We start from the raw sequence: 12,200 nt of genomic DNA, 5'->3' as shown, positions 1-12,200 counted from the left end.
GACTCCCCGTATCGCCAAGGTGGCTCTGAATGGTGGCCGGTAATAGTACGTAGAGACCCGTGTCGGTCGTTCCCGCAGGCCATGAAATTCAGGTAACCCGCCTATGTCGGAAGTGCGCAAGACGGCCGACGTACCCGGAACCCCCACGTTGTCCCCACCCGCCCCGGGAGGGCAGGATGACCGCATGACGCACGCGATGTTGAAGGGGTCCAACGTCCCGATCAAGGCCACGGCGGTGCGCGCCGTGCTGCGCTGGGCTCCGGGCCAGGGTGTCCCGGACGTGGATGCCTCGGCACTGCTGCTGGGCCCCGACGGGCGCGTGCGGTCCGACGAGGACTTCGTCTTCTACAACCAGCCCCGCCACCCCTCGGGCAAGGTCTGGCGCCTCGGCAAGAAGCGCGTGACGGACGGTCTGACCGACACGGTCCAGGCGGACCTGGCGGGGATGGGCGCCGAAGTGAGCCGGGTACTGCTCGTGGCATCGGCGGACGACGTGCCCTTCGACCGCGTGCAGGCGCTGCGCATACTGCTGCACGACGCCACCGACGCGGACGGTCAGCCGCTCGCGTACTTCGACGTCAAGCCGGAGACGGGCGCGGAGACCGCACTGATCTGCGGGGAGCTCTACCGGCGCGGGGACGGCTGGAAGTTCCGTGCGCTGGGCGAGGGCTATTCGAACGGGCTGGTGGGGCTGGCCACGGACTTCGGCATCTCCGTGGACGAGTCGGAGAGCGGCGGGGAGGCGGGGACCTCGTTGCCGCTGCCGCCGGAGCAGCCGGCGGGCCGGCAGACGACCGTCCCGCCCGCGCCGGCGCCGCAGCCCGCGTACGGCTATCCGCAGCAGCCGGTCGCTCCTGCGCCGCAGCCCGCGTACGGCTACCCCGGCCCTGTGGCCGCGCAGCCGGTCGCGGCGCAGACGGGGCCCGCGTACGGCTATCCGCATCCGGTCGCCCCGGCTCCGGACCCGAACTTCCGGCTGCCGCCGCAGGGGCCGCAGTTCCTCGGCCGCTGAGCGGCCTGCGGCCGTCGCTTCGGCCGTCTGTCAGGGCACCCGCCGTCGTGGTGTTGTGCCCACCCTCCCTCATTGCCTTAAGGGCATGGGAGGTACCCCCATCGCCTGGGGGCACCTCCCAGCGGTAGCTGGGGGAGGAACGATTGCCGGGTACCTCCCAGGCCCTTAAGGCACTGGGGGAGGCTGGCGCACAGTGTGGGTTTATCCGACGACGTAGGGCTCGGCGCCAGACCGAGGACGTACATCCCGGCGCGGCCCCGACCCACCCACCGCCAGATGGCGAATCACACACCGGCCGAAAGCCGCAAGCGCCCAACCCCCACCGGCGGCAAGCGCCCAACCCCCACCGGCCGTGGGCGACCCGCCCACGGCCGTCAGCGCCCGCCGGCCTTCGACTTGTACCCCCGCCCCCACTGCAGCCCCCACCCATAGAGCCGGTCCAGCTCCGCCTGGAAGCCGTACACGAACTTCACCTCGCGGCGGACGACGAGTTCGTCCTTGACGTTCTCGATGGAGACCACGGCGCAGGAGCGCGCCTGGGGCGCTCGCTCGTCCAGGTTGATCTCGATCCGGGGCCCGTTGCTCGGGTAGAGCGTCACCTTGGCGTGCGTACGGTCGAAGGCCGGGGTCTGGTCGTAGATGTAGACGAACACGAGCAGACGCTTGATGGACTCGCGGTGGTCGAGATTGACGTAGATCGTCTCGCCCGACGGCGAGCCGAACCGGTCGTCGCCGCTGAGCTTCACGAACGGCGGCGAGTTGAGGGAGCCGAAGAGGCTGCCCAACGGCTGCACGACACCCTTCTCCCCGTCCACCAGCTCGTACAGACAGCCGATGTCGAGATCCACGTTGACCACACCCTGGGTGTGTGCCTGCACCACATCGGGCTGGAACAGCTTGAACGGATGCCGCAGCAGGCTCCCGCTCCCCCGCTGTTTGCCGACGATGTCGGACGTACGCATCTGCCAGGACAGATTGATGCGCAGATTGCCGGTGGCCGCGCCCTGTTTGGTGAGCGAGACAGTCGGATGCCGTTTGGTGAGTTCGATCGAGTTGGTCGCCGCACTGCCCGACTCGAACTCCGTCGAGCGCCCGCGCCAAAAATCGTCCCAGAAGGACATACCGCCCCCCACGTCCTGTGCGCCCCATGCACCCATGCGCTTCCCACGCATGTGCACGGTGCGCTGTGTGCCTCATACACATGACCGCGGGGCGGCCCCGAGGACTCGTCCTCGAATGGCCGCCCCGCAACTGAGCGTTCCTCGCTCCGGCCCGGGTCACACCCCGGAACCGGACACGTACCGGCCGGATCAGACCCCGGACGAGACCTCAGTCTTCTCGTCCGAGCCCTCGGCTTTTCCCTCGGCCGCCGCCAGCGCACGGTTGCGCCGCACCGATGACCAGAAGGACCAGGCGATCAGCACGACGCCGACGAGGCCGGTGATGACCTCGTTGATCTCGTACTGGATGGTCACGAGGAGGATCACGGAGAGGGCGCCGATCGCGTAGTGCGCGCCGTGCTCCAGGTAGACGTAGTCGTCGAGGGTGCCCTGGCGGACCAGGTAGACGGTGAGCGACCGGACGTACATGGCGCCGATGCCGAGGCCGAGCGCCATCAGCACGATGTCGTTGGTGATCGCGAAGGCGCCGATGACGCCGTCGAAGGAGAAGGACGCGTCGAGGACCTCGAGGTAGAGGAACATGAAGAACGCGGCCTGGCCGGCGAGCTTGACGGCCGAGACCTGCTTGCCGCTGCGCTTGGCCTCTTCCTCCTCCTCGTGCTCGCGCTCCTCCTCTTCCTCGAGCTTGTCCTCGAAGTACCCGGAGAGACCGCCGACGACGAGGTAGGTGATCAGACCCGCGATACCGGAGATCAGCACGGTCTGCGCCTTGTCGACGTGCGCGCCGCCGTGCTGGTGGGCGTGCGTCGCGAAGGTCATGGAGGAGATCAGCAGGACGATCAGGGCGATGCAGACCGACAGCATGTCGACCTTGCCGAGCTTGGCCAGAGGCCGCTCGATCCAGCGCAGCCACTGGATGTCCCGGTCCTCGAAGATGAAGTCCAGGAAGATCATCAGCAGGAACATGCCGCCGAAGGCCGCGATCGCCGGATGGGCGTCGGTGACGAGCTGCTGGTACTGGTCCTTGTCGGTCAGTGCGAGATTGACGGCGTCAATCGGACCGATCTTGGCGCTGATGGCAACGATCACGACGGGGAAGACCAGCCGCATACCGAAGACGGCGATCAGCACGCCGACCGTGAGGAAGATCTTCTGCCAGAAGGCATTCATCTTCTTCAGGATTCCGGCGTTGACCACTGCGTTGTCGAACGACAGCGAGATCTCGAGGACGGACAGGATCGCCACGATCCCGAGCGCGGTCCATCCCCCGTAGAACACCGCTGCGACCAAGCCGAGCGCGGTGACCGCAAACGACCAGCCGAAGGTTTTCAGAACCACTGGCTACCCAATCGTGTGTTGGAGGGCTAGCGCCGGATGAAATCCGGAGAGCGATTCCCCCCCGCCGTACCCGGCTTTACGAAACGTTGACCCCAAAGTCTAGAGCGATGCCGCGAAGTCCCGATGCGTACCCCTGCCCCACCGCCCGGAACTTCCATTCGCCGCCGTACCTGTAGACCTCGCCGAAGATCATTGCGGTTTCACTCGAGGCGTCTTCACTGAGGTCGTATCGCGCGAGCTCCTGACCGTCCGCCTGGTTCACGACGCGGATGAAGGCGTTGCTGACCTGGCCGAACGTCTGCCCGCGGTTGTCGGCCTCATGGATCGAGACCGGGAAGATGATCTTGTCGCAGGTGGGCGGCACCTTGGAGAGGTCCACCAGGATCGACTCGTCGTCGCCGTCGCCCTCGCCGGTCAGGTTGTCGCCGGTGTGCTGGACGGAGCCGTCGGGGCTCGTGAGCTGGTTGTAGAAGATGAACCACTCGTCGCCCAGCACGCGGCCGCTGCTGCACAGCAGGGCGCTGGCGTCGAGGTCGAAGGGGGCTCCGGTGGTGGAGCGTGCGTCCCAGCCCAGACCGATCATCACCTGTGTGAGGTTCGGTGCGGCCTTGGAGAGGGAGACATTGCCCCCCTTGGCTAGCGTGACGCCCATGTTCTGGTCCTCCCCGAGCTGCTGCGTCTATCGGGGGCGTGGCATCGGCGGCCGTCCGCCGCAGGCCCCCGGACCCCCTTCCGGGGGCGTTTGCTGATCGCTTGAGTTGCCGAAGCCGTCCGGCGCCGCACTCGGTGTGCGGCGCCGGACGGCAGAGCAGACATGCCCCGGCTCAGACGTTCACGCCGAAGTCCTGCGCGATACCGCGCAGGCCCGACGCATAGCCCTGGCCGATGGCCCGGAACTTCCACTCCGCGCCGTGGCGGTAGAGCTCGCCGAAGACCATCGCAGTCTCCGTCGACGCGTCCTCGGAGAGGTCGTACCGCGCGATCTCCGTGCCGCCCGCCTGGTTGACCACGCGGATGAACGCGTTGCGCACCTGGCCGAACGACTGCTGGCGGCTCTCGGCGTCATAGATCGACACCGGGAAAACGATCTTGGTGACGTCGGCCGGCACGCCGGCGAGGTTCACCTTGATCTGCTCGTCGTCGCCCTCGCCCTCACCCGTGAGGTTGTCGCCGGTGTGCTCCACGGAGCCGTCGGCGCTCTTGAGGTTGTTGAAGAAGACGAAGTCCTGATCGTTGCGGACCTTGCCGTCCTCCTTCGTCAGGATGGCGCTGGCGTCAAGGTCGAAGTCCGTACCGGTGGTGGTGCGGACGTCCCAGCCCAGGCCGACGGTGACCGCCGTCAGGCCCGGCGCCTCCTTGGTCAGCGATACGTTGCCGCCCTTGCTGAGGCTGACTCCCACGAGTCCTCCCAATGGTTTTCAGGGGCGGGGAGCCCCCGTCGTGCGTTGGCATCGGATCAACGACTGGATCCTAGTGACGGGTTCCCGGCCCCCGCATGCCCTGGACCCGAACAGTGACAGGGTGTCGGGCGGGAAACCAGGGGCCGGGACCGTTCCGGGCCCGGGAGGCGTCAGAGGGTCTCGAGGGCCTTGGCGTACTCGTTCAGGTCGCGGGCGTCCGGCAGTCCGTTGACGACGGTCCAGCGGACCACGCCCTCCTTGTCGATGATGAAGGTGCCGCGCACCGCGCAGCCCTTCTCCTCGTCGAATACGCCGTACGCGCGAGAGACCTCGCCGTGCGGCCAGAAGTCGGACAGCAGCGGGTACTCCAGGCCCTCCTTCTCGCCGAAGACGCGCAGCGTGAACGGCGAGTCGTTGGAGACGGCGAGCAGCTGGACGTCGTCGTTGACGAACTTCGGCAGCTCGTCGCGCAGGGCGCACAGCTCGCCGGTGCACACGCCCGTGAAAGCGAACGGGTAGAAGAGCAGCACCACGTTCTTCTCGCCACGGAAGTCGGAGAGCTTCACGGTCTGGCCGTGGTTGTCCTTGAGCTCGAAGTCCGGGGCCTTGGTGCCGACCTCGATCGCCATAGTCACGCATCCCTTCCATGGGGCTGTTCAGATGACGCCCACCCTACGCAGTGGCCCATGGCCCGCGATGCGCGAGGCCCCCACGGACGTGCGTCCGTGGGGGCCTCGCGGCGGCCGTGCCCGGCCCTGCAGGGCCGACTGCCCCCGGGCCGGGACCGGGTCAGCGCTTCTTGGCCGCCGCCTTGGGCGTGACCAGACGGCTGCCGATCCAGTCCTTGCCGACGCTGATGCTCTTGGTCTGGGACAGACCGGCCGTCTGGGCGGCTTCGTTGATGTCGCTCGCCTCGACATAGCCCTCACGGCCGGTCTTGGGCGTCATCAGCCAGACCGGAGAACCCTCGTCGATCAGCGTGGTGGCGTCGACCAGCGCGTCCGTCAGGTCGCCGTCGTCCTCGCGGAACCACAGCAGCACGGCATCCGCGACGTCGTCGTAGTCCTCGTCCACGATCTCGCCGCCGATGACTTCCTCAATGGCCTCGCGGAGCTCCTGGTCGACGTCGTCGTCGTAGCCGATCTCCTGGACCACCTGCTCGGGCTGGAACCCCAGCCTCGCGGCAGGGTTCGTCCGCTCCTCCGCGTGGTCCGCGGTCGCGCTCACGGGTTGCCTCCTGATCATGTTTCGTATGGGGGGTTTCCCCCGGCTCGTGGTGAGCCTGAGGGAAGTCTTCCAGCCACGCGCGTACGCGAAGCATTGGCCGTAGTCCACACGGGCCGGACGGATCGCGCAAGTACCCGGCCGTGGAGACCGCCGAAACGGTGACGTTCCGGGCCGTCTCGCCGCAACTCAAGGCAGGAAATCGCGCCATCCAGCGGCCCATGGCTCACTGTTCTGTCCGAGTTTGCCAACTTCGCCCCCACGAGTGCCAGCGAGGGTCGGACTCCCTTGCGGAACGGCGGCGCGGACGGGCGTATCGTTGCGATTTGGATGACCCTGCCCAGGGCTGCCGGACGAGCGGCTCGTTACCTCTCGGTAGAGATGACGTTTCCGTCCCCCAGGTACACGATGGGGGTCGGCGCAACCAGCAGGACCATGCCCCGGCAGTGACTCCAGACAGTGGCCCCCGGACAGTGAAGGAACAGCGTGGCTTCCGGATCCGATCGCAACCCGATCATCATTGGCGGCCTTCCCAGCCAGGTCCCGGATTTTGACCCCGAAGAGACCCAGGAATGGCTCGACTCCCTTGACGCCGCCGTCGACGAGCGGGGCCGTGAGCGCGCCCGCTACCTGATGCTGCGGCTGATCGAGCGGGCACGCGAGCGGCGCGTGGCCGTGCCCGAGATGCGCAGCACGGACTACGTCAACACGATCGCCACCAAGGACGAGCCGTTCTTCCCCGGCAACGAGGAGATCGAGCGCAGGATCCTGAACGCGACCCGCTGGAACGCGGCCGTGATGGTCTCGCGCGCCCAGCGCCCCGGCATCGGCGTCGGCGGCCACATCGCCACGTTCGCCTCCTCGGCGTCGCTGTACGACGTGGGCTTCAACCACTTCTTCCGCGGCAAGGACGAGGGCGACGGCGGCGACCAGGTGTTCTTCCAGGGACACGCGTCGCCGGGCATCTACGCGCGCGCGTACCTGCTCGACCGCCTCTCCGAGCAGCGGCTCGACGCCTTCCGCCAGGAGAAGTCGAAGGCCCCGTACGGCCTGTCGTCCTACCCCCATCCGCGGCTGATGCCGGACTTCTGGGAGTTCCCGACGGTCTCCATGGGCCTCGGCCCGATCAGCGCGATCTACCAGGCGCGGATGAACCGCTACATGGAGGCACGCGGCATCGCCGACACCTCCAAGTCGCATGTGTGGGCGTTCCTCGGTGACGGCGAGATGGACGAGCCCGAGTCGCTCGGTCAGCTGTCCATCGCCGCGCGGGAGGGCCTGGACAACCTGACGTTCGTCGTCAACTGCAACCTGCAGCGCCTCGACGGCCCGGTGCGCGGCAACGGCAAGATCATCCAGGAGCTGGAGTCGATCTTCCGGGGTGCCGGCTGGAACGTCATCAAGCTGATCTGGGACCGCTCCTGGGACCCGCTGCTCGCGCAGGACCGCGACGGCGTGCTGGTCAACAAGATGAACACCACGCCGGACGGCCAGTTCCAGACGTACGCGACCGAGACCGGCGCGTACATCCGGCAGCACTTCTTCGGTGACGACCACCGGCTGCGCGCGATGGTCCAGAACATGACCGACGACCAGATCCTGCACCTGGGCCGCGGCGGTCACGACCACCGGAAGATCTTCGCGGCGTACTCGGCGGCCCGCGCCCACAAGGGCCAGCCGACGGTGATCCTGGCCAAGACCATCAAGGGCTGGACGCTCGGCCCGAACTTCGAGGGCCGCAACGCGACCCACCAGATGAAGAAGCTGACGGTCGACGACCTGAAGCGCTTCCGCGACCGGCTGCACCTGCCGATCTCCGACCAGCAGCTCGAAAGCGGCCTGCCGCCGTACTACCACCCGGGCCGCGACTCGGAGGAGATCCAGTACATGCACGACCGCCGCCAGGGTCTCGGCGGGTACGTGCCGACGCGTGTGGTGCGGTCGAAGCCGCTGAACCTGCCCGACGACAAGGCGTACGCGGGCGTGAAGAAGGGCACCGGTCAGCAGTCGATCGCCACCACCATGGCGTTCGTCCGGCTGCTGAAGGACCTCATGCGGGACAAGGAGATCGGCAAGCGTTTCGTGCTGATCGCGCCCGACGAGTACCGCACCTTCGGCATGGACTCGTTCTTCCCGAGCGCGAAGATCTACAACCCGCTCGGCCAGCAGTACGAGGCCGTGGACCGTGATCTGCTCCTCGCGTACAAGGAGTCGCCGACCGGCCAGATGCTGCACGACGGCATCTCGGAGGCGGGCTGCACGGCGTCGCTGATCGCCGCGGGCTCGGCCTACGCGACGCACAGCGAGCCGCTCATCCCGGTCTACGTCTTCTACTCGATGTTCGGTTTCCAGCGGACCGGCGACCAGTTCTGGCAGATGGCGGACCAGCTGGCGCGCGGTTTCGTCCTGGGTGCGACCGCCGGACGTACGACGCTGACCGGTGAGGGCCTGCAGCACGCCGACGGCCACTCGCAGCTGCTCGCGTCGACGAACCCGGGCTGTGTCGCGTACGACCCGGCCTTCGGCTTCGAGATCGCGCACATCGTCAAGGACGGCCTGCGCCGGATGTACGGGTCGTCCGAGGAGTACCCGCACGGCGAGGACGTCTTCTATTACCTCACCGTCTACAACGAGCCGATCCAGCACCCGGCCGAGCCCGCCGGTGTGGACGCCGAGGGCATCGTGAAGGGCATCTACCGCTACAAGGCGGGCGAGCAGGGCGAGCTGCCCGCGCAGATCCTCGCCTCGGGCGTGGCGGTGCCGTGGGCCCTCGAGGCGCAGCGGATCCTGGCCTCGGAGTGGAACGTCAGGGCGGACGTCTGGTCTGCGACCTCCTGGAACGAGCTGCGCCGCGAGGCCGTCGACGCGGAGCGGCACAACCTGCTGCACCCGGAGGAGGAGCAGCGCGTCCCGTACGTGACGCAGAAGCTCTCCGGCTCCGAGGGGCCGTTCGTGGCCGTCTCCGACTGGATGCGGTCGGTTCCGGACCAGATCTCGCGCTGGATCCCGGGCACGTACCAGTCGCTGGGCGCCGACGGCTTCGGTTTCGCCGACACGCGCGGCGCGGCCCGCCGGTTCTTCCACATCGACGCGGAGTCGATCGTGGTCGCGGTGCTGACCGAGCTCGCCAACGCGGGCAAGATCGACCGCTCGGCGCTCAAGCAGGCGATCGACCGCTACCAGCTGCTCGATGTGGCGGCGGCCGACCCGGGTGCGGCGGGCGGCGACGCGTAGGGCTCCGCCCCGACCCCCGTTATCGGCGGCTTCGCCGCCTCGTCCTCAATCGCCGGACGGGCTGAAAAATCAGCCCGTCCAGGGCGATCGAGGGCCCGGGCGCTGCTCCCCTCCAGCAGCGCGCGGCGCTCGACCCTGCATGCCCGAGGGGCCTCAACCCCCGTGTCGTGCAGATCACTTGACCGCACTCTGACCTGCGATGCGCGGCCCGCGGAAGGGCCCCTCGACGCGCATCACCCGGATGAGCGAAGGCCCCGCCGGCGGTGCACCGGCGGGGCCTTCGGCCACAGCGCTGGACGGGCTCCTGGCTGTGGACTCCTAGATGTGGACTCCGCCGGCGCCCGCCTCCGCGTTGGCGCCGCGCTTCGTGCCCAGGGCGACCACGGCCGCGATGACCGAGACGATGCCGGCGACCGTGAAGGCCAGGCCCATGCCGGACATGAACGTGTCGTGGATGACTCCCGTGATCCTGCCGAGGACCTCGGGCGTCATGCCCTGCGCCTTGGCGATCTGCTCCGGCACGTAGCCGATGGTCGCGGCACTCTCGAGGCCGGCGGGCGGCGTGTCCGGCAGGCCGGCGCTCTTCCAGTTGTCCGCCAGGTCGGATGCGACCTTGTTCGACATGACGGCGCCCAGCACCGCCGTACCGAGGCTGCCGCCCACCTGCATCGCCGCCTGCTGCAGACCACCGGCGACACCGGAGAGCTCCAGCGGGGCGTTGCCGACGATGACCTCGGTGGCGCCCACCATGACCGGGGCGAGGCCGAGGCCCAGGAGCGCGAACCAGATGGACATCGGCAGCGTGCCGGTCTCGATGGTCATCGTGGTCATGCCGAACATCGCGACGGTCGTCAGGACCATGCCGCCGACCAGCGGCACGCGCGGGCCGAACTTGGTGATCAGGGCGCCCGCGACCGGCGACGAGACGATCATCATGGCCGTCAGCGGCAGCAGGTGCAGACCGCTGTCGACCGGGGTCATCCCGTGCACGTTCTGCAGATAGAAGGTGACGAAGAACAGCCCGCCCATGAAGGCGAAGGCCATCAGCACCATCAGCACCGTGCCGGCGGAGAGCGCGAGGGAACGGAACATGCCCAGCGGAATGAGCGGTTCCTTGACCTTGGTCTCCCAGAAGGCGAAGACCACGAAGCAGACGACCGAGGCGGCGAGGAACCCCAGGGTCTTGCCGCTGCCCCAGCCCCAGGAGTCACCGGCCTTGATGAGCGCCCAGATGAGGGCGAACATGGCGGCCGACAGCAGGAGGATGCCGGGGATGTCGAAGGAGCGCGGCGCGTTCTCCGCGCGGTGGTCCTTGAGGATCCACAGGCCGAGGGCGAGCGCGATGACGCCCACCGGCACGTTGATGAAGAACACCGACTGCCAGCTGACGTGCTCGACGAGCACACCGCCGAGGATCGGGCCGCCTGCCGTGGAGGCGCCGATGACCATGCCCCAGATGCCGATCGCCATGTTGAGCTTCTCGGCCGGGAAGGTGGCGCGCAGCAGGCCGAGCGCGGCCGGCATGAGCAGCGCGCCGAACAGGCCCTGGAGCACACGGAACGCGATGACGAGCGCGACGCTGCTGGAGAGGCCGATGGCTCCGGAGGCGAGGGCGAAGCCCGCGACACCGATGAGGAACGTCTGCCGGTGACCGAAGCGGTCGCCGAGCTTGCCCGCCGTGATGAGCGCGACGGCGAGCGCGAGGAGGTAGCCGTTGGTGATCCACTGCACGTCGGCGAGCGAGGCGCCGAGGTCCTTCTGGATGGCCGGGTTGGCGATGGCCACGATGGTGCCGTCCAGGGCGACCATCATCACGCCGATCGCGACGGAGATGAGCGTCAGCCATGGGTGGCCGCGCAGCCCATTGGCCGGAGCCGGTACGGGCGGGGCCGCGGGGGCCTCGTCCGCCGGACCGGTCTTGTCGACGGTGGTCTGACTAGTCATACCGCGACATTATGACAGTCACTGACAATTGACAAACCATTTCACAAGTCGGTAACTGTCACGTTGCCCACAGGTATTCTGCGCTGCATAAACAGGCGAAAAGAGGCCTTTGGAGTGAAGACGCGGCAACAGGCGGCGGACCTCGCGGAACGAGTGCACCGAGTGGCACCAGCTGACGCGGCGGCGCGGCCCGGACTACGTGAACGCAAGAAGCAGCGCACACGCGACGCCCTGCTCCGTGCGGCGCTCGAACTCTTCACGGCCAACGGGTACGAGCAGACGACCGTGGACGAGATCGCGGACGCCGTCGACGTCTCGCAGCGCACGTTCTTCCGGTACTTCGCCAACAAGGAGGAGGCCGCGTTCGCCGTCCAGGACATGGTCGAGTCCCGCTTCGTCGCCGCCGTACACGAAAGGCCGCCGCACGAGGCCCCCTTGGACGCGCTGCGCCGCGCCGTCCTCGACAGCTGGGACACGCTCGGCGAGGTCATCGAGGCGGTCGTACCGCTCGAACTGCACATGCACACCTTCCGGTTGATCGAGTCGACACCCACCCTGCTCGCCGCCCATCTGCGCCGCTCCGCGGAGTTGGAGGAGGAGGTCACGCGCGTGATCGCCGAGCGCGAGGGCCTGGACGCGGACACCGACCCGCGGCCCCGTGTCGTGGTGGCCGCCTTCAGCGGTGTGATGCGGCTGACCGGGCGGTTGTGGGGCGCGGGCGACGAGGTCAGCGTCGACTCGATCCGGGTGCTCACCGAGTCGTATCTCGGGCAGATAGGACCGGCGTTGGCGGAGGACTGGGGCCGCGCCGGCCGGGGACCGGCAGCCGCGGGTGGCGGAGCGGCCGCGCAGTGACGCCGGCAGGCGATCGCGCGGCTTCGATGTCCGGGCTGCTGGGTAAGCCAAGAGACTGTTGTTACCTATGAG

General features: G+C 68.1%; 10 protein-coding genes. 3 read left to right on the top strand and 7 right to left on the bottom strand.

From position 1 onward, the window contains the following. Positions 1–184: 184 nt before the first annotated feature. Positions 185–1,012 (top strand): TerD family protein, encoded by an 828-nt coding sequence (locus ACWD4J_RS00400; protein WP_451393020.1) that lies wholly within the window; start codon positions 185–187, stop codon positions 1,010–1,012. A gap of 374 nt (positions 1,013–1,386) precedes the next feature. Here ACWD4J_RS00400 and ACWD4J_RS00395 read toward each other — a convergent pair whose 3' ends face one another. The 6 genes from ACWD4J_RS00395 to ACWD4J_RS00370 all read right to left on the bottom strand — a co-directional run bounded on the left by ACWD4J_RS00395 (position 1,387) and on the right by ACWD4J_RS00370 (position 6,098). Continuing rightward, positions 1,387–2,133 (bottom strand): TerD family protein, encoded by a 747-nt coding sequence (locus tag ACWD4J_RS00395; protein ID WP_451393019.1) that lies wholly within the window; start codon positions 2,131–2,133, stop codon positions 1,387–1,389. Positions 2,134–2,322: 189 nt separating this feature from the next. Next, on the bottom strand, positions 2,323–3,471 hold the full coding sequence (locus tag ACWD4J_RS00390) for a DUF475 domain-containing protein (protein ID WP_451393018.1): 1,149 nt from the start codon (positions 3,469–3,471) through the stop codon (positions 2,323–2,325). Between the two features lie 76 nt (positions 3,472–3,547). Then, positions 3,548–4,123, bottom strand: a complete 576-nt coding sequence (locus tag ACWD4J_RS00385; RefSeq protein ID WP_451393017.1) for a TerD family protein — start codon at positions 4,121–4,123, stop codon at positions 3,548–3,550. A 172-nt stretch (positions 4,124–4,295) separates the two neighbouring features. Beyond that, entirely contained in the window at positions 4,296–4,871 is a 576-nt protein-coding gene (locus ACWD4J_RS00380) for a TerD family protein (RefSeq protein WP_451393016.1), read from the bottom strand. Between the two features lie 170 nt (positions 4,872–5,041). Then, complete coding sequence (locus tag ACWD4J_RS00375; RefSeq protein WP_451393583.1) at positions 5,042–5,500, bottom strand: peroxiredoxin; 459 nt, start codon at positions 5,498–5,500, stop codon at positions 5,042–5,044. 160 nt (positions 5,501–5,660) lie between these two features. Then, positions 5,661–6,098 carry a DUF3052 domain-containing protein gene (locus ACWD4J_RS00370; protein WP_451393015.1) on the bottom strand — a complete coding sequence of 146 codons (438 nt, stop codon included), beginning with the start codon at positions 6,096–6,098 and terminating at the stop codon, positions 5,661–5,663. A 483-nt stretch (positions 6,099–6,581) separates the two neighbouring features. Between ACWD4J_RS00370 and aceE the strand changes: the two genes are divergently transcribed. Then, entirely contained in the window at positions 6,582–9,329 is a 2,748-nt protein-coding gene (gene aceE / locus ACWD4J_RS00365) for a pyruvate dehydrogenase (acetyl-transferring), homodimeric type (RefSeq protein ID WP_451393014.1), read from the top strand. Positions 9,330–9,647: 318 nt separating this feature from the next. Here the strand turns inward: aceE and ACWD4J_RS00360 are convergent, their stop codons facing one another. After that, positions 9,648–11,273, bottom strand: coding sequence for an MFS transporter (locus ACWD4J_RS00360; protein WP_451393013.1), 1,626 nt, complete (start codon positions 11,271–11,273; stop codon positions 9,648–9,650). 162 nt (positions 11,274–11,435) lie between these two features. Here ACWD4J_RS00360 and ACWD4J_RS00355 point away from each other — a divergent pair, with 162 nt between their 5' ends. Continuing rightward, positions 11,436–12,128, top strand: a complete 693-nt coding sequence (locus ACWD4J_RS00355) for a TetR family transcriptional regulator (RefSeq protein ID WP_451393012.1) — start codon at positions 11,436–11,438, stop codon at positions 12,126–12,128. Positions 12,129–12,200: the final 72 nt, after the last annotated feature.

This window comes from Streptomyces sp. NPDC002577 (assembly GCF_053594815.1).
This window is presented reverse-complemented; position numbering and strand designations above follow the sequence as displayed.